The following is a 17,417-nucleotide window of genomic DNA, read 5'->3' as shown; positions in this document are numbered from 1 at the left end:
TGAGGCGGCGCGTCGGCCTCACATTCCGGGGGGCTGTCCTGTCGTAAGGGGCGGAGGCGCAGAAGCGAGACGGAAAGAGGGCCACACCATGACCACCGGAGCCGAGCCCGTCGACGGACAGAACGATCCGGGCCTCAGCGCGATCATGGGCGAGCGGCGGCGGCTGATCAATCTCGGTTATCGGCTTCTCGGGTCCCTCTCGGACGCCGAGGACGTCGTGCAGGAGACCTACGCCCGCTGGTACGCCATGTCCCCGCAGGAGCAGCGGGCCATCGAGGTGCCGGGGGCCTGGCTCATGACGGTCGCCGGCCGCATCTGTCTGAACCTGCTCGGCTCGGCGAGGGTCAGGAGGGAGACGTACGTGGGCGAGTGGATCCCCGAACCGCTGCCCGAGCCCACGGAGTGGATCACCGGGCGCCCCGGCGCCGACGGGATCGACCCGGCCGACCGGGTCACCCTCGACGAGTCGGTGACGATGGCCTTCCTCGTCGTCCTCGACACGATGACCCCGGCCGAGCGCGTCGCGTTCGTCCTGCACGACGTCTTCCGCTACCCCTTCGGCGAGGTCGCCGAGATCGTCGGCCGCACTCCGGCGGCGTGCCGCCAGCTGGCCTCGTCCGCCCGCCGGCGCGTCCGTACGGCGCGGACGCCGGCGGGCCCGGGGGCCGGGCAGGCCGAGGTCGTCAGACGCTTCAGGACGGCCTGGGAGGCCCAGGACGTCGACGCCCTGATCGGCCTGCTCGACCCGGCCGCCACCGCCACCGCCGACGGGGGCGGGCTGGCCGTCACCCACCTGCACCCGATCGTGGGCGGCGAGCGGATCGCACATGCCTACGTCAGGATCGCGCGCCTGGCGGGCCACCGTACGACGTACGCGGAGTGCACGGTCAACGGCCGGCCCGGGTTGGTGGCCCGGCAGGACGGCGACGTCGCGACCGTGTTCGCGTTCAGTGTCGTGGGGGAGCGGATCGAGCGGATCTGGGCGGTGCGCAACCCCGAGAAACTCCGCCCCTGGCAGATCGTCTGAGTGCCGAGCCCGCGCTCCGTGGCGATCGGACGACGACCTGCCCGAGGGGCCGGCGCGGTCAACACCCCTCGTCCTGGCCCAGTTCCACTTCCACCACGCCCGGCACTTCCATGATCCGATTCACCAGCTCAGCGCGTCGGTCATCCGGAAGATCCTCGGCGAAACCGACGTCGAGGTAGAAGTGCTCGCAGCTCTCGTACTCGATGACATGCGTCGCCCCGGACTTCAGGAGCTGGTTCCTCCAGGCGGCGAAGTCCTGGTGGTGAACGCGGCTGCCGGAGTCGAGCTCCGCCTGGTAACTGTCGGGTTCGGGCTCGCCCGCGTCGTACGTCAGCAAGGGAACGAACATGGCACCTGCCACCAGGAGGGCGCCGGGCACGGCCTTGTCCCTCAAGCCCAGCCTGGCGCTCCGGTCCGCGAAGGCAGCAACCAGCAGCAGTACGGCGGTCGGGATGAACAGGAACATGCCCAAGAGGAAACCGGCCAGGGACCAGGCCAGCATGCCGCTCCCGATCACCAGGCAGGCGCGGACGAAGCTGTCCTGCCGGCGCAGCAAGCAGAGGGGGTACAACGCCGGCAGGGCGGTCATGATGAAGTGTGCGGCCAAGAGGGTCGAGAGCCCGACGCCGAGGCCCGGAACCATGGCCACCGCCGCTGCCACGGCGAGCACCTTCTGCCGCCGGGGCACCCGCAATTCAGCTTCCGTCTCCTTCATGAGACGCCCCCATCTTGAACGTGTTCAATTTGAACGTGTTCAACTTAGCGGATCGATGAAGGCACCGCAGGGGTGGGGGATTTGTCATGCGCGACGGTTGCGTCACGCCGGCCCGTACCGGTGGGCCGGCCGGGTCGGGGGCGGCCGCGCACGACTCCTCGTCGGCAAGGCCTGGTTCCCGCCGACATGACGTCCCCGCTTCGCTCAGGCCTGCTCGAAGTGGAACGACTTGATGAAGCAGTCGCGAGGCTGGGAGACCGCGAAGAGGACGCACTCCACGAGCGAATGCGCTGTGAGTGTGCTCCCGGGGCCGCGCGGGGTGCTCTCCCATTCGCCGGAGAGCGGGTCTGGGTTGTCGAAGTCGGGCGGGTAGAGCGAGATTACGCGGACGCCCTGTGGGCGCAGGCGCTTGGAGAGGATCTCGGCGAATCCCGCCTGGGCGCTCTTGGCGGCGTAGAACGAGTCGTGGGCGTCCGACCGTTGATGGCCCGCCGTTCCGCAGGCGGAGACCATGGTGACGATGTCCGGCTGCGCCGATGTGAGCAGCAGCGGCAGGAAGTTCTTCACCGTCAGGACCGTGCCGGTGGCTCCGGACGCGATCGTGTCCGCGATGTCCTCGTCCGTCGCGGACAGCAGGTCCGGGCCGTCCAGATAGCGCGAGCCGTTGTTGACGAGGAGGTCGACGCGGTCGGTGTGCCGCGCGACCGCGGACGCGAACGCGTGGATGGATGCTGCGTCCGTGAGGTCGCAGGCGAAGGCGTGCACCCGCTCATGACCGCGCCCGCGGATCTCGTCGCGTACGCGCTCCGCCGCGTCGAGCCGGCGAGCGGAGAGGTACACCTCGGCGCCGAGGTCCGCGAGCCGGATGGCCAGGGTGCGCCCGAAGTCGCGGCCCGCGGCCGTGATGACCACGCGGCGGTCGTCGAGCCTCATGGTGTCACTCCTGTTCCGTGAGCCGGAGTGCCGGCAGGCGCGTCACGTCCTTCCGCCTCCACCGTCGCCGTCATACGCGCTCCAGCGGGCGGTGCGGCGGGGCCGGGAGCTCGATCTCGACCGGATCCTGCGGGCGGACCGTCCCGCCGTGGCGGACCACGGCCATGATGCCGGACTTGAACGTGAAGTCACCCGAGTCGGGGTCGAGGGCGAAGACCTCTCCGAGCAGGCCCTGCTGGAAGTCGTTGATCTTCGCGCACGGATTGCGCAGGCCCGTCACCTCCACCACCGCCTGCTCGCCGAGGTGGAGCAGGGTGCCCGTGGGCAGGCCGAGCAGGTCGACCCCCCGGGTGGTGATGTTCTCGCCGAGCCGGCCCGCGGTGACGGAGTAACCCTTGAGGGCGAGTTCGTCGAACAGCTCCTCGTGCATCAGGTGCACCTGGCGCAGGTTGGGCAGGTCGGGTTCGTACGTCATGTGGAACTGGTGGCGGATCGTCTCGCCCGCATGGACGTCGCCCTCGACGCCCAGGCCGGCGAGCAGTGTGACGGATGCGCGATTGGGTTTGCTGAACGAGTACGTCCCGTTGCTGCTCACCGCTGTGATCCGGCCCGTCATGCCCCACCCCGCCCGTCGGTTCCGCGTGTGCCGGGTCATCCTAGGCGGGCATCGCGGCGGCCAGTTCGGCCAGGACCGCAGGCCAGGGGAGTTCACGGTCCGGCGGTCCCTCACGCGGTTCGAGCAGGGGCCACACGCCGGGGCCGTGGACCAGTCGCACGCCCGCCCCGCGCAGGGCGCCGATGTGCCCCTCCCACGCCGGGTGGCGCGCGTGTGCCGCGTTGATCCCGGGGAACAGCACCACCGGCACGCCGACCGTCCCCAGCGCCTCGCTCACCTGCGTCAGCGCCTGGTTGTCGGCGATGCCCGTCGCGAGCTTGGCGACGAAGTCCGCGCTGGCCGGGGCCACCACGTAGCAGTCGGCGACAGGGTGCGGGCGGGGCTCGGAAGGCAGCCGGGAGGTGTCGCGTACGGGGAGGCCGGTCAGCGACTCCAGGCGGTCGAACTCGCCCACGGCCCTGAGCCACCGGCCGGCGGTCGGTGTGAGTGTCACGGCCACCTGCCAGCCCAGGGCGACGGCCGGTTCGACCAGGCCGGTGCGCAGCTTCTCGACGCCGTCGGCCGCCGTACCCACGACTCCCAGTACTCCGCGGCTGCCCGCACCCATGGTTCTCCACCCCTCGCCGCCGTCGATGTCCCTCGCGTCGCCCATTCTGCGGCCACGGGCACACGCGCCGGGCCCGGCCCGGAGATGTTCCCCCGGGCCGGGCCGTGGTGCCGGCGCCGGTCAGTTCGACAGGGCCGTGAGCATGCTGGGGTCGTAGGCACCCCCCTGCGTGTGCGTGATCATGGCCATCCGGTTGGAGGCGTTGATCATGGCGACCAGGGTGACCAGTGCGGCGATCCGGTCGTCGTCGAAGTGCTTGCGCACCTGGCTCCAGGTCTCGTCGGACACCCCCTGGTGGGCGTCGGCGAGCCGGGTGCCCTCCTCGGCCAGGGCCAGGGCGGCCCGCTCGGCCTCGGTGAAGACCGTGGACTCGCGCCAGGCGGCGACCAGGTTCATCCGGATCGGGGTCTCGCCGGCGGCCGAGGCCTCCTTGGTGTGCACGTCGAGGCACCAGCCGCAGCCGTTGATCTGGCTGGCGCGGAGCTGCACCAGTTCCTGCAGTGTCCGGGGCAGCGACGACTCCCTGATCGGCAGCCCGGCGCTGTAGAAACGCTTGGCGACCTGGGCGCCGATCCGGTTGGCCATCAGATCGAAACGGGGTTCCATGTCTTCGTCCTCACGTGTGCGGTGTGCCCCGCGGATCGTTCGCGTGGCGTCTGACGAACACGAGATGCCGGACCACCGGCCCGTGTAACGGCCGCGAGGGTGTGACGTGCGCCACGGGGGAGAGGTGTCACGGAGAGGGGACGACCGGCGTCATGCGCGTGTGGACAGGGGGGCGAGCGACGGGCAGCGGGCAGCGGGTGCCGGTCACGAGCGAGTGCGACGTCGGACCCGGTGAGGCGCTGGGACCGCGGGCTGCCGCTGTGAGGCGCTGGGACCGGCGGGCTGCCGCTGTGAGCCGCTGAGCCCCGGCGGGCAGCGGGCAGCGGGCGCCGTGGCCGTGGCGCCGGCAGGGACGTCGGGCACGGGTCGCGGCGATCACCGTGGCGTCGCGTCCGCCCATCCCGCTCCGTGCCGCGGCCGGGGCGGGCTCCGGGATGCGAGGCGGCGGAGCACGGGGCACCGTGGAGGCATGTCCGGACATCCGCCTGTGATCGTGTATCCGCCCTCACCGAACGGTGGGCGGCGGGTGACCGTCCGTGGGCAGATCGTCGGGCTCGCGCACGGGCGCGGGGAAGTGGCCTCCTTCCTGCGGCGGGCAGGGCTCGCCGATGGGGCCGAGGAGATCGATCTCGACCAGCCGGAGTTGATCGAATGGCGGGGCGGAGACCTCGACACCTGGAGGTGAGCCCCCGTGAGGCGTCGTCCAGTACACCGTCGTGAGGCGTCGCTCGAACCTCCCCCCGGCTACTACGGGGCGAGCGGGGCGGTGCCCGACGCCACGCAGCGGGGCCTGATCCTCGACTGGGTGGTGAGCCAGCGCGTGGCGGCCGGATGGCGCGTGGAGTCCCGGTCGGGGAGTCAGGCCGTCCTGGTGCGCGGCCGGCCGGTCGACCATGTGCTGCACGCCTTCCTCACGGTCTTCTCGTGCTGTGTGTGGGGGGCCGTGTGGGCGGTCCTGGCCCTCACCAACAAGGTCGAACGGGTCGTGCTGACCGTCGACGCCCAGGGGCAGGTCGTCACCGTGGGGGCGCGCTGAGGAGGACACGGCAGGCACCCGAACGGCTGCGTCCGGGTCGTGGCCGGTGAGGTCGTCGCACAAGGTCGGATCTGCCCGCAGAAGTGCGGGCGGTCCGACGAGCGGAGGAATTCCATGGCTCAGTCAGCACCCGCACCCGGCTCTCCCCGGTCCTCCGCCCCCGGCGGCGACCCCTGGGCGGCGGGCGGGGTGACGTTCGCGGGGGTCGTGCTCCTCGTCGACGGCATCCTCGCCATCGTCAAGGGCATCGCGGGCATCGCTTCCGACGACGTGTACACGCGCATCAACAACTACACGTTCAAATTCGACATCACCTCCTGGGGATGGATCCACCTGATCCTCGGAGTGATCCTGGTGATCGTCGGGTGGAGCATCCTCAAGGGCTCCGCATGGGCCTGGGGTGTGGGCGTCGGGATCGCCGCGCTGAACCTGATCGCCAACTTCGTCTGGCTGCCGTACCAGCCGGTGTGGGCGATCATCTCCATCGCGCTCGACGCCTTCGTGATCTGGGCCCTCTGCGCCCACCGGGCGAAGCCGGTCATCTGACATGCCGGTGGGGCGAGGCGGCCTGGAACGCGACGCGCTGACGGCGCTGGCCGCCGACGCGTACGTCTACGGGTCACCGCTCGTCCGCCGGCTGTCAGGCGTGCAGGCCTGCCTCCAGGAGGGCTGCGGAACCCTGGCCCCCGCGCCCTTCAACGACTTCGCCCACGCGGACGGGCCTGCCACACCCGGCACGCACGTCCCGTACGCCCCGGCAGACCTCGTCGACGCGCTGGCACAGCTCGACCTGTCCGGAGGGCCGGTCAGGCTGCACGTGCCGGACACCGGCGGGGCCTACTACGTGCTCCAGTTCGTGGACGCGTGGAGCAACCCCTTCGCCTATCTCGGTATGCGGGGCGCGGGAACCGGCGGCGGCGACCTCGGTATGCGGGGCGCGGGAACAAGCGGCGGAGACCTCGGTGTCCGGGGCGCCGGAACATGCGCCGGCGACTGGATGGTCGTGCCGCCCGGATGGGCCGGAACCGTGCCCGACGTGGTGTCGGGAGTGATCGACGCCCCCACGTCCGTCATCTCCGTCCTCGGCCGCCTCGCCTGCGACGGGCCCGGGGACATGCCGAGGGTCAGGGCGCTCCAGCAGGAGCTGACGCTGACGCATCTGGGCGACCGGGCCCACCGGACCGGGCTGCCCGCGACCGAACCCGGGGTCCCCGGCGAGCTGCGGTTCTTCGAGGAGCTGCGGGTGTGGATGGCCGACTTCCCGCCCGCCGCGGCGGATCGTGCCTACCAGGACCGCTTCCAGCCCCTGGGGCTGCTGGAGGAAGGGATCTCGCCGTACGTGCAGGCCGCCCCGGGGCTCGTGCGCGCGCTGACACGAGGGCTCGCGCTGGGCCGGCTGCGCGTGGAGGAGGCGGCCCGCCGCCAGGCCGACGGCGGGGTGCCGGGCGCCTGGCAGACCGATCCGCACCTGCGCGACTACAACCTGGACCACGCCGGAGTCGGCACGATCGACTCGCCGGAATGGCGGGTCCCGGACAGGGAGGCGTCCTACCTGCTCAGGGCGGTGGCGGCCCGGCGGGGGCGCTGGATCCCGCACGGGTACGAGGCGGTGTACGCCCACACGGCGCGCGACTCCCGGGGACGGCCGCTCGACGGAGCCCACCGCTACGTCCTGCACCTCCCGCATCCGCCCCCGGTCGCGGCCTTCTGGTCCGTGACCGTGTACGACCTCCCCGGGGGGCACCTCGTCGCGCACGCGGGGGAGCGTTGCGCCGTCGGGGACCGTACGCCGGGGCTCGTGTACGGCGCGGACGGCTCGCTGACGCTGCATCTGTCCCAGGAGCGGCCCCGGGACCCCGCCGCCGCAGCGAACTGGGTGCCGGTGCCGGCCGGGCGCTACCGGCCCGTGATGCGGCTCCACCTTCCTGGCCAGGCCGTTCTCGACGGGAGCTTCGTCATCCCGCCGGTCGAGCGGCTGGAGACGTAGAGCGCGGAGCCTTCGGCAGTGGCCTGCGGCTCGCTCCGCGGGTGCGTTGCGGGTGGCCTACGGGCGTCGCTCCGCAGGTGCGTTGCGGGTGGCCGACGGCCGTCGCTCCGCGGGTGCGTTGCGGGTGGCCTACCGCTGTCGCTCCGCGGTGCGTTGCCGGTGGCCTACCGCCGTCGCTCCGCGGTGCGTTGCCGGTGGCCTACCGCCGTCGCTCCGCGGGCGCGCCGTCGGCGGACGGGGGCGTCGTTCTCCGGGCGCGTTGTCAGTGGCCCGGCGCACACTGGAGACATGTGCCGCAGTATCAAGACCCTTCGCCCGCCAGCCATCCCCGAAGAGGCCACCGAGGAGGAGATGCGAGCCGCCGCCCTGCAGTACGTGCGCAAGGTGTCCGGCTTCCGTGCGCCCGCCGCGCACAACCAGGAGGTCTTCGACCGAGCCGTGGCCGAGATCGCCGAGGCGACGCAGCGGCTGCTCGACGGCCTGGAGGTGAGGGGCGCCGCGGCCCGGGTGTGAGCGGACCGCCGGCCGCTCAGTGTCCGGCGGGGGCCGCCACCGCCGGGCGGGCGGGGCGGCGGACGACGAAGGCGGCGAGGGCGCCCGCCAGGAAGAGGGCGAGGACCGAGACGGCCGTGCCCAGCCAGCTCGCGCCCAGCCACTGTCCGCCGAAGTAGCCGAGACCCACGCTGTACGCCGCCCAGGCCACGCCTGCCACGGCCGACCAGGGAAGGAACTCCTTCACCTTGCGGTGGGCGGCTCCCGCGCCCAGCGAGACGACGGAACGGCCGGCCGGTGCGAAGCGCGCGATGACGACGAGAGCGCCTCCGCCACGGCTCAGTGCCGCACCGAGGCGTTCCTGGGCCGAGGTGAGGCGGCGGGAACGGGCGATGGCCCGGTCGAGACGGTCGCCGCCGCGCCACGCGAGGCGGTAGGCCACCAGGTCGCCGAGGACCGAGGCGGTGGCGGCGCAGAGCGTCAGGACGAGGAGCGAGGGCACGTGCCGGGTGGCCTCTCCGGCCGCCGCGGTGACGGTCGTCGTGCTCGCCGCCGCGGCGGTGGCGGCGGTGATCACCAGCACCCCGCTGGGGAGGACGGGCAGGAAGACGTCCAGGAGCACGGAGAGGGCGACCACCGCGTAGATCCATGGGCTGCCGGTCAGCGCACCCACACTCTCCAGCACTTCTACTCCCCGTTCCCGTGTTCCGTGTCAACGCCGCGACGTCGCAGGGGAGCGGCAGGAGCGGCAGGGCCAGCTGTACAGCGTACGCCTGCGGTTCACCAGGTGTTCGCCGCCGTGGCAGGGATGTCGCGGAGGTCACGTACGCCCCGGCCCCCCTTGTAGGGAGGGGGACCGGGGCGTACGAGGACCGGGTGGTCAGACCGAGACGGCCGGGGACTGTTCGCGGGCGGGCTCGTCCTTCTTGTCCACGGAGCCTGAGCGCGAGGAGAACAGCCGGTCCACGGCCACGGCGCCGGGGCCGGTGAAGACCAGGAGCAGGAAGGCCCAGCAGAAGACCGCCGAGGCCTCGCCGCCGTTCTGCAGGGGGAACAGCGACTCAGGCTGGTGCACCTTGAAGTAGGCGTAGGCCATGGAGCCGGAGGAGACGAACGCGGCGGCGCGGGTTCCGAGTCCGAGGGCGACGAGCGTGCCGCCGACGAGCTGGATCACCGCCGCGTACCAGCCGGGCCAGGTGCCGGTGGGGACGGTGCCGCCGCCCATGGCGCCGCCGAGGACTCCGAAGAGCGAGGCGGCGCCGTGGCAGGCGAACAGGAAGCCGATGACGACTCTGAAGAGGCCGAGTGCGTAGGGCTGGGCCCGGTTCAGATGTATGGACATGGGGGGTGGGGCTCCTTCGGTCTGGGGACGTGAAACCGATCGGGGCCCTTCAGGTTAGGGAAACCTCATTTATGCTTGCAAGTTCAACATCTTCCAATTGGCTGAAACTCGATCATTCGTTCGATGTGAGTGAGCGCTCCATGACGGTCTCCAACTGCGCCCCTGCCGGCCTGTCTCTGGCCTGAACCAATGTCAGCGAAGCTTTTCGGCCTCGCAGTGTGAGCGTCATCAGCTGGTTGCCGAACCAGGGCCCGCCCGTCCTGTGCCAGCGCATCGGCGGCGCCTCCGTCCGCCCGTGGAGCGCCAGCGCGCGCCCTACCCACCGGCCTGCCCGGCTCCAGCCGAACCGGAAGCCCGCACGCATGTATCCGGGGACGGAGTTGTGGACGGGGGAGCAGGTCAGCTGCAGGACGCGTGAGGATGGAGCGTCCTGTGTGGCACCGTCGGGCCACTGGGGCTCGGCGACGTACGCATGGTGCACATCGCCCGAGAGTACGCATATCGTCGCCGGTGCGTCCGGACCGCTTCCCGCCTCCCTCAGCAGCTCCGTCAGCCGACGGAAGGAATCCGGGAACGCGGCCCAATGCTCCAGGTCACCGGCCCGTCGGATCTTCTCCCCGAGACGGGCCCAGCGCTCGCCCCGCTCCCCCCGGCACAGTGAGGCGTTCCACGACTCCCCGTCGTGTATGAGGGGCGGCAGGAGCCATGGCAGGGAGGTGCCGATCAACAGGTGGTCGTACGCGCCGGGGTCGTCGAGCACCTCCTCGCGCAGCCACCGCGCCTCGCTGTCGCGGAGCATCGAGCGCTCCTGCTCGCCGAGTACACGGGCCGCGCGGGTGTCGACCATCATCACCCGTACTCGGCCGAAAACACGCCGGTAGCTCCACCGGGTGAGCGTGGGATCGGCGTCGGCCGCCGCGGCGTGGGTGCGCAGGGCCTCGGTGCCGTCCGGGACGGCCCGGACGGCCGCGTAGAGCGGGTCCGCCTCCAGGGCGTCGGGGGAGAGGTTCCCGATGTGCTGGTAGACCCAGTACGACATGAGTCCGCTGACGATCCGCTCGTGCCACCAGGGGGTGCGGCGCATGTCCCGGACCCATGACTCGCTGGTGTTCCAGTCGTCCACCACGTCGTGGTCGTCGAAGATCATGCAACTGGGGACCGTGGAGAGCAGCCAGCGCACGTCCGGGTCGCGCCAGGACTCGTCGTAGAGGTGGGTGTACTCCTCGTAGTCCGCGACCTCTGCGCCGGGCGCCTCCTTCAGGTCCCGGCGGGCCGCCAGGTGTCGCTGGGTGGCCTGGGAGGTCTCGTCCGCGTACACCTGGTCCCCCAGGAGCAGGAGGACGTCCGGGCGTGCGGCACCGGGGTCGGCGGCGAGACGGGTGGCCAGCGCGTCGAGCGCGTCGGGACCGATCGCGTCGTGACCGTGGGCCGGCGGGGCCGCCCAGCGGCAGGAGCCGAAGGCGATCCGGACCGGTCCCGCCTCCTCCGGCTGCGGCAGGGCGGGCGTCGTGATCGTGCTCGGCGGGAAGCGTGAGTCCTCGGGCGGCCAGACCCGGCGGCCGTCGAGCAGGACCTCGTAGGGCGTGGTAGAGCCGGGGGTCAGGCCGGTCACCACCACGAGGGCGTAGTGGTGCCCCTGGACCGCGAACGTGGGTGAGCTGCCCGCCGCCCCGTCCTCGCAGCGGACCTCCGCGGTGCAGGGTCTGCTCGCCTCCACCCAGACCGTCGCCCGGGAGCCGGTCTCCCAGTCGACGTACCTCAGCAGTGGTCCCAGGCGTAGCCCGGCCATGTGTGCCCTCCTCGCGTCGCCGTGCACGATGGCTCCGTAGGGTACGGAACGACGGAGGAGGGCGGGTCGGTTCCGTCCCGGGCCCGCGGGCTCAGGGGCGGGGGCGGAGGTGGATCAGCAGCCGTTCAGGACGGACTGCAGGGCACTCTTCTCGGTGGAGTCGACGCTGAGGCCGTAGTAGTGCTTCACGTGCACCCAGGCGCGCGCGTAGGTGCAGCGGTAGGCCGTGCGCGAGGGCAGCCACTCGCCCGGATCCTGGTCGCTCTTGGACTGGTTGACGTTGTCCGTGACCGCGATGAGCTGAGGGCGGGTCAGGTCGTTGGCGAAGGACTGGCGCTGGGCGGTGGTCCAGCCGCTGGCCCCCGAACGCCAGGCCTCGGCGAGCGGGACCATGTGGTCGATGTCCAGGTCGGACGCCGCGGTCCAGGTCGCGCCGTCGTACTGGGAGTACCAACTCCCGCTGGTCGCGGCGCAGGCGGAGTCCTGGACGACGCCGGTGCCGTCGCGCTTCAGCACCACCTCGCGGGTGTTGCAGGCGCCCGACTGTGTGATCCAGTGCGGGAACTTGTCGCGGCTGTAGCCGGTCGACGAACCTTCGGTGGAGACGGCGAGCTGGCCCAGGTAGGTGCGGGCGGTCGACGCGGAGACCGGGGTGGGCATCGCGGCCTGGGCGGTCGGGGCCGTGAGCAGCCCGGTGGTGGCGGCGAGCGCGGCCGAGGCAGCGACGACGGCTATGCGACGCGCGTAGATACCGGACATTCGAACTCCCTTGAGGTGGGGGGACGTCGGGCTGGCGACCTGTGAAGCCAGGCCATCGTTGCGGCGCCGGGTTTCGGTGGGGTGGTCACCAGGTAACAGCCTGACGACATGCGCACGTCACATCAAGAGGCAGGACAGTAGATCTGACGTCCCGTCCGAAGGGTGTTCGACAGGGCGAACTGACGGGCGCACGGATCGGCGGGGCCTCTGTGCGTGCGCCCGTAGGGTGGCCGCGTGCTGCTTCCGGTCACTCCGACGCTCGGCGTCGTGCTCGCCGTACTGCTGGTGTTCGCCGCCGCCGTAGCGGCATGGGCCTCGCTCGGCCGGTCCCGCGAGATCGCCGTGGCAGGGCTGCGGGCCGCGGTCCAGCTGGCGGCCGTCTCGCTGCTCATCGGCTGGGTGGTGCGCTCCCTGGGGCCCCTGCTCGGCTTCCTCGCGCTCATGTTCGCGGTCGCGGTGCGCACGGCGGGGCGACGGATCACGGGTAACCGGACCTGGTGGTGGGCGGCGCTGCCGATCGCCGCCGGGGTCGTCCCGGTGGTCGTCGCGCTGCTCCTCACCGGGCTCCTCCCGGCGCGAGGCATCGCGCTGATCCCGGTGACGGGCATCCTCATCGGGGGTGCGCTCACCGCGACCGTGCTGGGCGGGCGGCGCGCGCTGGACGAACTCACCACCCGGCGGGGTGAGGTGGAGGCGGGAATGGCGCTCGGCCTGCTCGACCGGGACGCCCGGCTGGAGATCGCCCGCCCCGCGGCGTCGGACGCGCTGCTGCCGGGGCTGGACCAGACCAGGACCGTGGGGCTCGTCACCCTGCCGGGGGCCTTCGTGGGCATGCTGCTGGGGGGCGCCTCACCGGTGGAGGCGGGAGCGGTGCAGCTGTTCGTCCTGGTGGCGCTGCTGGCCGTGCAGGCCGTGGCCGTCGCGCTGGTGCTCGAACTGATCGCGCGGGGGCTGCTGCACCGGGAATGAGCGGGCGCGGGTGCGGGGCGGCGCCAGTGGGCCGGCCGGGACCGGGGTCCGGCCCGGGTGGCGGGCGGACGCCGTGCAGATGCGGGTGCGGATCGGCTTGGTGTCAGGCGGTCACCGTGCGGGCGCCGATCGGCGCGGTACCGGCCGTGCGGGTGTGGACCGGCCCGGTGCCGGCCCGTGTCGTGCGGGTGCGGGTGCGGACCGGCCCGGTGCCGGCCGTGCGGGTGCGGACCGTCCTGGTGTCGGGCGGTCACCGTGCGGGCGCCGATCGGCCCGGTACCGGCCGCGCGGGTGTCGACCGGCCCGGTGCCGGGCGTCGCCGTACGGGTGGGGGGCCGGCCGGAGGTCAGGCGGTCAGCGGGCGTCGATGTGCAGGCGGATCGAGCCGTCCGCGGTCGCCTCGACCCGGAGCCGCGTCAGGTCCTCGACGTGGGCGTCGGGGGAGAGCGCCGCCGCGCGCGGTCCGACGCCGACGACGCGCATGCCTGCCGCCCGGCCGGCCGCGATGCCCGCCTCGGAGTCCTCGAACACGACGCAGTCCGCGGGGTCGAAGCCCAGCTCGGCCGCGCCCTTGAGGAAGCCCTCGGGGTCCGGCTTGCTCGCGCCGACCATCTCCGCGGTCACCCGGGTCTCCGGCATCGGCAGGGCCGCCGCCGTCATCCGGGCCTGCGCGAGTGCCTCGTCGGCCGAGGTCACGAGCGCGTGCGGGAGGCCGGCGATCGACGCCATGAAGGCGGGGGCGCCGCCGATGGGGACGACGCCCTCGGTGTCGGCGGTCTCCTCGGCGAGCATGATCCGGTTCTCGGCGTAGTTCTGCTCCATGGGCCGGTCCGGCAGCAGGGCGGCCATCGTGGCGTATCCCTGGCGGCCGTGGACCACCTTGAGCGCCGCCACGGGGTCCAGGCCCTGCGCGATCGCCCAGCGGCGCCAGCAGCGCTCGACCACCGCGTCGGAGTTGACGAGGGTGCCGTCCATGTCCAGCAGGAGGGCGCGGGCTTCGAGGACGGTGGCCTGCATCGGCATGCTCCAGAGCGCGGGGGGACAGCTCACAGCTGCGGTGAAGAAGACAAGCAGCCCCGCCCGCCGGTCAGGGAGAACGGGCGGAGGCTACTTTGTTCCCTCACGGTACAAAAAGCTGCGCCGAAACGCCAATCCGATGGCGGACGAGACCTCGGCAGGCCCTCGTGTGCTCCGGTCGGCCTTCGGTGAGCCCCGGGAGGCCCTCGCGGAGCCCTCGGGCGCGCGCCGGGAACGCGGAACACGTCCCGGAAGCCGGCGTGTGTCGGGAAGCCCTCGCGGAAGCGGTCAGGAGCGCCGCCCCGAGCCGCTCGTCCGCTCCTCAAGGGCCCGGCGGGTCTCCGGCCCGTACACGCCCGAGGGGTCGCCCTGGACCGACACCCACCGCTGGAACTCTGCGACCGCCTGCTCCACGCGTGACGAGTAGTCGCCGTCGTCCGGCCCCCGGTAGACCCAGATCTCCTGGAGCCTGCGCTGGAGCTCGACGACCTCCGAGCCCTCGTCCCCGCGGCGCAGGGTGGGCCCGGACACCTCGGCCGGGGGCGCCGCCGCCGTCGTGGCGGGGGCGGTCGTCGCGGACGCCGTCGGCGAAGGGGTCGCCGAGGGGGTGGCGGAACGGGACGCCGACGGGCTCCTCGACGCCGAGGGGGAGGCCGACGGCGACGCGGACGCGGACCGGGACGGCGTCGCGGACGCGGACTGCGACGGAGAGGCCGACACCGACTCGGCGGGGCCTCCCGTGGCATCCGGCACGCTCGTCCTCGTGACCTCGGGAAGCGCCGTGTCCCGCTTGTCCTCGCTGTCGAACAGGCCCCCGGCGAAGGCGGCGGTTCCCACCACCGCGACCACGGCCGCGCCCACGGCCGCCACGGCGAAGGGCCGCCGGCGGCGTGGCTGCACGGGGTCGGGCCCGTCACCCGCGTAGGCGGCGGGGGTGCGCCGGTGCGCCGGGCCCCCCGCGACGACGGCCTCGGGCAGCGGGCCCGGCAGGTCGCCCGGTACGGGTCCGGGCGCACCGCCCAGGAACAGCGGCATGGTCGTCGCGGCGGCGGGAGCGCCCCGGTCCTGCGTGCCGTCGCCGTCGTAGGTGTCGGCGGCGTCGTCGCTGTTCAGCGTCACGTACGGCCGGATGCGCAGCGGGTCGAAGTCCTCGGCCGCCGCGATCTCGGCCGCGCGCACGTCCCGCGCAGCCCGCCCGGGCTCACGGCCGGGGCCGGACGGGCGGCCCTGCCCGTCCCGTGTTCCTGGTGCGGCGGCCCCGCAGGCGCACCCCGCCCCGGGTCTCGCGCTCTGCTCGCCACCGCACTCCGGGCACATATGTCCGGTCATCGTGGGTTCCCCTCCCCTTTGAACTGCTGCGATTATGCAGGCCGCCACGGGGAAGCCCAACGCCCGCAGAACTGCTCGGCAGGCCGTAACGGCCCATACCGGCCAGGATGGGGGTGAAGCGGACCGAGGAGATGCACATGGCCCAGCAGTTGAGCCCGCCACCCCTTGAAGCGGGGGAGGGGCGGTCCAGGCGGAACGTCCTCGTGTCCATCGGCGCACTGCTCCTCGGCATGCTGCTCGCCGCACTCGATCAGACCATCGTCTCCACCGCGCTGCCCACGATCGTCAGCGAACTCGGCGGCCTGGACCATCTGTCATGGGTGGTCACCGCCTACATGCTGGCTGCGACCGCGGCCACCCCGCTCTGGGGCAAGCTCGGTGACCAGTACGGGCGCAAGAGGCTCTTCCAGACGGCCATCGTCATCTTCCTCATCGGCTCCGCGCTCTGCGGCATGGCCCAGGACATGCCGCAGCTGATCGGCTTCCGCGCCCTCCAGGGGCTCGGCGGCGGCGGGCTGATGGTGCTGTCGATGGCGATCGTCGGCGACATCGTCAGTCCACGCGAACGAGGCAAGTACCAGGGCCTGTTCGGTGCGGTCTTCGGTGTGACCAGCGTCCTGGGCCCCCTGCTCGGCGGCTTCTTCACCGAGCACCTCAGCTGGCGCTGGGTCTTCTACATCAACCTGCCCGTCGGTGTCGTCGCGCTGCTCGTCATCGCCGCGGCCCTGCACATCCCCGTGCGCCGCACCAAGCACACCATCGACTACCTGGGCACCTTCCTCATCGCCTCCGTCGCCACCTGCCTGGTGCTCGTCGCCTCCCTCGGGGGCACCACCTGGGCCTGGGGCTCCGCGCAGATCGTCGTGCTCGCGGTCCTCGCCGTGGTGCTGCTCGTCGCCTTCGTCGCGGCCGAACAGCGGGCGGCCGAACCCGTGCTGCCGCTGAAGCTGTTCCGGATGCGGACCTTCAGCCTCGTCGCCGTGATCAGCTTCGTCATCGGTTTCGCGATGTTCGGCGCGATGACCTACCTGCCCACCTTCCTCCAGGTCGTGCACGGCATCACCCCCACCATGTCCGGCGTGCACATGCTGCCGATGGTCTTCGGCCTGCTCATCACCTCGACCGGCTCCGGCCAGATCGTCAGCCGTACGGGCCGCTGGAAGGTCTTCCCGATCGCCGGCACCGCCCTCACCGTCGTCGGTCTGCTGCTCCTCCACCTGCTCTCGGAGGACAGCTCCACCTGGACGATGAGCCTCTGCTTCTTCGTCTTCGGCGCCGGACTCGGCCTCGTGATGCAGGTCCTCGTGCTGATCGTGCAGAACTCCGTCGGATACGAGGACCTCGGCGTCGCCACCTCCGGAGCGACCTTCTTCCGGTCCATCGGCGCCTCGTTCGGTGTGGCCGTCTTCGGCACGATCTTCACCAACCGGCTGACCGGCAAACTCGAGGACGCGCTCAGCGGCCGGTCACTGCCGGCCGGCGTCGACGCCGGGGCCCTGGCGGCCGACCCCCGGGCCATCGGCCGGCTGCCGGCCGACCTGCGCCCCTCGGTCCTCAGCGCCTACTCGACGGCGATCACCGACGTCTTCCTCTACGCGGCCCCCGTCGTCCTGATCGCGTTCGTCCTCGCCTGGTTCCTCAAGGAGGAGCCCCTGCGCGGCTCGGTCACGGCCCCCGACCCCAGCGAGACCCTGGCCTCCAACCCGGTCCAGCGGTCCTCGTACGACGAGTGCGCCCGCGCGCTCTCGGTGCTCGCCACCCGCGAGGGGCGCCGCGAGATCTACGAGAAGATCACCGCCAGGGCGGGCTACGACCTGCTGCCCGCCGCCAGCTGGCTGCTGCTGCGCATCAAGCGGCACGGCACCGTCGAGCCGGGCAGGCTCGCCGATGTCGCCCCCGTGCCGCTGCGGGTGATCACCTCGGCCGCCCGTCAGGTGGAGGAGCGCGGCCTGGCCCGGCGCGAGGGCATGCAGCTGGTCCTCACCGAGCGGGGTGCGGAGGCCGTGGTGCGGCTGTCGCAGGCCCGCGAGGAGTCCCTGGCCGAGCTGCTGGGCGACTGGTGGACCCCCGACCGGCCCACCGACCTCGTCCGCCTCGTGACGGAGCTGTCGGCCGAGGTGAGCGGGTCGAGCAAGGAACGGCCGCACATGCCGGACCCGCGCCGCGACCACTCGGTGGGCTGACGCGGGGCCG

Annotated in this window: 19 protein-coding genes; 8 read left to right on the top strand and 11 right to left on the bottom strand. The window is 72.4% G+C overall.

What is annotated here, in order from left to right; translation table 11 throughout:
* The first annotated feature begins 88 nt into the window (after positions 1–88).
* On the top strand, positions 89–1,027 hold the full coding sequence (sigJ, locus tag ACFYQ6_RS02820) for an RNA polymerase sigma factor SigJ (protein ID WP_361570879.1): 939 nt from the start codon (positions 89–91) through the stop codon (positions 1,025–1,027).
* Positions 1,028–1,085: 58 nt separating this feature from the next.
* Here sigJ and ACFYQ6_RS02815 read toward each other — a convergent pair whose 3' ends face one another.
* The 5 genes from ACFYQ6_RS02815 to ACFYQ6_RS02795 form a co-directional block, all read right to left on the bottom strand.
* Entirely contained in the window at positions 1,086–1,742 is a 657-nt protein-coding gene (locus ACFYQ6_RS02815) for a hypothetical protein (RefSeq protein ID WP_388760023.1), read from the bottom strand.
* A gap of 204 nt (positions 1,743–1,946) precedes the next feature.
* Positions 1,947–2,675 (bottom strand): SDR family oxidoreductase, encoded by a 729-nt coding sequence (locus ACFYQ6_RS02810; RefSeq protein ID WP_361570873.1) that lies wholly within the window; start codon positions 2,673–2,675, stop codon positions 1,947–1,949.
* A gap of 70 nt (positions 2,676–2,745) precedes the next feature.
* Positions 2,746–3,291, bottom strand: a complete 546-nt coding sequence (locus ACFYQ6_RS02805) for an MOSC domain-containing protein (RefSeq protein WP_388760019.1) — start codon at positions 3,289–3,291, stop codon at positions 2,746–2,748.
* 40 nt (positions 3,292–3,331) lie between these two features.
* Complete coding sequence (locus tag ACFYQ6_RS02800) at positions 3,332–3,898, bottom strand: flavoprotein (protein WP_361570867.1); 567 nt, start codon at positions 3,896–3,898, stop codon at positions 3,332–3,334.
* Positions 3,899–4,018: 120 nt separating this feature from the next.
* Positions 4,019–4,504: a carboxymuconolactone decarboxylase family protein gene (locus ACFYQ6_RS02795; protein WP_388760016.1), complete on the bottom strand. Its 486-nt coding sequence runs from the start codon at positions 4,502–4,504 to the stop codon at positions 4,019–4,021.
* A 469-nt stretch (positions 4,505–4,973) separates the two neighbouring features.
* On the opposite strand from ACFYQ6_RS02795, the gene ACFYQ6_RS02790 reads away from it, so the two are divergent.
* The 5 genes from ACFYQ6_RS02790 to ACFYQ6_RS02770 all read left to right on the top strand — a co-directional run bounded on the left by ACFYQ6_RS02790 (position 4,974) and on the right by ACFYQ6_RS02770 (position 8,040).
* Positions 4,974–5,189 (top strand): hypothetical protein, encoded by a 216-nt coding sequence (locus tag ACFYQ6_RS02790; protein ID WP_361570861.1) that lies wholly within the window; start codon positions 4,974–4,976, stop codon positions 5,187–5,189.
* A gap of 6 nt (positions 5,190–5,195) precedes the next feature.
* A complete protein-coding gene (locus ACFYQ6_RS02785; RefSeq protein WP_361570858.1) occupies positions 5,196–5,540 on the top strand; it encodes a hypothetical protein in 345 nt (114 codons plus the stop codon).
* 114 nt (positions 5,541–5,654) lie between these two features.
* The gene (locus ACFYQ6_RS02780; RefSeq protein ID WP_361570855.1) at positions 5,655–6,086 is read left to right on the top strand and encodes a hypothetical protein; all 432 of its coding nucleotides are present in this window, start codon (positions 5,655–5,657) and stop codon (positions 6,084–6,086) included.
* Between the two features lies 1 nt (position 6,087).
* Positions 6,088–7,527 (top strand): DUF1254 domain-containing protein, encoded by a 1,440-nt coding sequence (locus tag ACFYQ6_RS02775; protein WP_388760012.1) that lies wholly within the window; start codon positions 6,088–6,090, stop codon positions 7,525–7,527.
* A 288-nt stretch (positions 7,528–7,815) separates the two neighbouring features.
* Positions 7,816–8,040 carry a DUF2277 domain-containing protein gene (locus ACFYQ6_RS02770; RefSeq protein ID WP_361570849.1) on the top strand — a complete coding sequence of 75 codons (225 nt, stop codon included), beginning with the start codon at positions 7,816–7,818 and terminating at the stop codon, positions 8,038–8,040.
* A gap of 16 nt (positions 8,041–8,056) precedes the next feature.
* Here the strand turns inward: ACFYQ6_RS02770 and ACFYQ6_RS02765 are convergent, their stop codons facing one another.
* From ACFYQ6_RS02765 to ACFYQ6_RS02750, 4 genes are all read right to left on the bottom strand, one after another.
* Positions 8,057–8,704 (bottom strand): VTT domain-containing protein, encoded by a 648-nt coding sequence (locus ACFYQ6_RS02765; protein ID WP_361570846.1) that lies wholly within the window; start codon positions 8,702–8,704, stop codon positions 8,057–8,059.
* Between the two features lie 195 nt (positions 8,705–8,899).
* Positions 8,900–9,361: a DoxX family protein gene (locus ACFYQ6_RS02760; protein WP_361570843.1), complete on the bottom strand. Its 462-nt coding sequence runs from the start codon at positions 9,359–9,361 to the stop codon at positions 8,900–8,902.
* Positions 9,362–9,473: 112 nt separating this feature from the next.
* The gene (locus ACFYQ6_RS02755) at positions 9,474–11,150 is read right to left on the bottom strand and encodes an alkaline phosphatase D family protein (RefSeq protein ID WP_361570840.1); all 1,677 of its coding nucleotides are present in this window, start codon (positions 11,148–11,150) and stop codon (positions 9,474–9,476) included.
* Positions 11,151–11,264: 114 nt separating this feature from the next.
* Entirely contained in the window at positions 11,265–11,909 is a 645-nt protein-coding gene (locus ACFYQ6_RS02750) for an HNH endonuclease family protein (RefSeq protein ID WP_388760006.1), read from the bottom strand.
* A gap of 234 nt (positions 11,910–12,143) precedes the next feature.
* On the opposite strand from ACFYQ6_RS02750, the gene ACFYQ6_RS02745 reads away from it, so the two are divergent.
* Positions 12,144–12,878 carry an ABC transporter permease gene (locus ACFYQ6_RS02745; protein ID WP_361570835.1) on the top strand — a complete coding sequence of 245 codons (735 nt, stop codon included), beginning with the start codon at positions 12,144–12,146 and terminating at the stop codon, positions 12,876–12,878.
* Between the two features lie 354 nt (positions 12,879–13,232).
* Here the strand turns inward: ACFYQ6_RS02745 and ACFYQ6_RS02740 are convergent, their stop codons facing one another.
* The gene (locus ACFYQ6_RS02740) at positions 13,233–13,895 is read right to left on the bottom strand and encodes an HAD-IA family hydrolase (protein WP_361570832.1); all 663 of its coding nucleotides are present in this window, start codon (positions 13,893–13,895) and stop codon (positions 13,233–13,235) included.
* 288 nt (positions 13,896–14,183) lie between these two features.
* Positions 14,184–15,224 carry a peptidoglycan-binding protein gene (locus ACFYQ6_RS02735; protein WP_388760002.1) on the bottom strand — a complete coding sequence of 347 codons (1,041 nt, stop codon included), beginning with the start codon at positions 15,222–15,224 and terminating at the stop codon, positions 14,184–14,186.
* A 137-nt stretch (positions 15,225–15,361) separates the two neighbouring features.
* Here ACFYQ6_RS02735 and ACFYQ6_RS02730 point away from each other — a divergent pair, with 137 nt between their 5' ends.
* A complete protein-coding gene (locus tag ACFYQ6_RS02730) occupies positions 15,362–17,407 on the top strand; it encodes an MDR family MFS transporter (RefSeq protein WP_361570826.1) in 2,046 nt (681 codons plus the stop codon).
* The last annotated feature ends 10 nt before the right edge of the window (positions 17,408–17,417 follow it).

It is taken from the genome of Streptomyces sp. NPDC005494 (assembly GCF_042872025.1).
GTDB lineage: Bacteria > Actinomycetota > Actinomycetes > Streptomycetales > Streptomycetaceae > Streptomyces.
The sequence above is the reverse complement of the archived record's forward strand: the minus strand, read 5'-3'. Positions and strand labels throughout refer to the sequence as shown.

Excerpts from the sequence above, each read along its gene's own strand:
- ACFYQ6_RS02805 (WP_388760019.1), bottom strand. The coding sequence starts at position 3,291 with ATGACGGGCCGGATCACAGCGGTGAGCAGCAACGGGACGTACTCGTTC.
- sigJ (WP_361570879.1), top strand. The coding sequence starts at position 89 with ATGACCACCGGAGCCGAGCCCGTCGACGGACAGAACGATCCGGGCCTC.
- ACFYQ6_RS02750 (WP_388760006.1), bottom strand. The coding sequence starts at position 11,909 with ATGTCCGGTATCTACGCGCGTCGCATAGCCGTCGTCGCTGCCTCGGCC.
- ACFYQ6_RS02800 (WP_361570867.1), bottom strand. The coding sequence starts at position 3,898 with ATGGGTGCGGGCAGCCGCGGAGTACTGGGAGTCGTGGGTACGGCGGCC.
- ACFYQ6_RS02755 (WP_361570840.1), bottom strand. The coding sequence starts at position 11,150 with ATGGCCGGGCTACGCCTGGGACCACTGCTGAGGTACGTCGACTGGGAG.
- ACFYQ6_RS02775 (WP_388760012.1), top strand. The coding sequence starts at position 6,088 with ATGCCGGTGGGGCGAGGCGGCCTGGAACGCGACGCGCTGACGGCGCTG.
- ACFYQ6_RS02735 (WP_388760002.1), bottom strand. The coding sequence starts at position 15,224 with ATGACCGGACATATGTGCCCGGAGTGCGGTGGCGAGCAGAGCGCGAGA.
- ACFYQ6_RS02760 (WP_361570843.1), bottom strand. The coding sequence starts at position 9,361 with ATGTCCATACATCTGAACCGGGCCCAGCCCTACGCACTCGGCCTCTTC.
- ACFYQ6_RS02795 (WP_388760016.1), bottom strand. The coding sequence starts at position 4,504 with ATGGAACCCCGTTTCGATCTGATGGCCAACCGGATCGGCGCCCAGGTC.
- ACFYQ6_RS02770 (WP_361570849.1), top strand. The coding sequence starts at position 7,816 with ATGTGCCGCAGTATCAAGACCCTTCGCCCGCCAGCCATCCCCGAAGAG.
- ACFYQ6_RS02810 (WP_361570873.1), bottom strand. The coding sequence starts at position 2,675 with ATGAGGCTCGACGACCGCCGCGTGGTCATCACGGCCGCGGGCCGCGAC.
- ACFYQ6_RS02780 (WP_361570855.1), top strand. The coding sequence starts at position 5,655 with ATGGCTCAGTCAGCACCCGCACCCGGCTCTCCCCGGTCCTCCGCCCCC.
- ACFYQ6_RS02815 (WP_388760023.1), bottom strand. The coding sequence starts at position 1,742 with ATGAAGGAGACGGAAGCTGAATTGCGGGTGCCCCGGCGGCAGAAGGTG.
- ACFYQ6_RS02740 (WP_361570832.1), bottom strand. The coding sequence starts at position 13,895 with ATGCAGGCCACCGTCCTCGAAGCCCGCGCCCTCCTGCTGGACATGGAC.
- ACFYQ6_RS02790 (WP_361570861.1), top strand. The coding sequence starts at position 4,974 with ATGTCCGGACATCCGCCTGTGATCGTGTATCCGCCCTCACCGAACGGT.
- ACFYQ6_RS02730 (WP_361570826.1), top strand. The coding sequence starts at position 15,362 with ATGGCCCAGCAGTTGAGCCCGCCACCCCTTGAAGCGGGGGAGGGGCGG.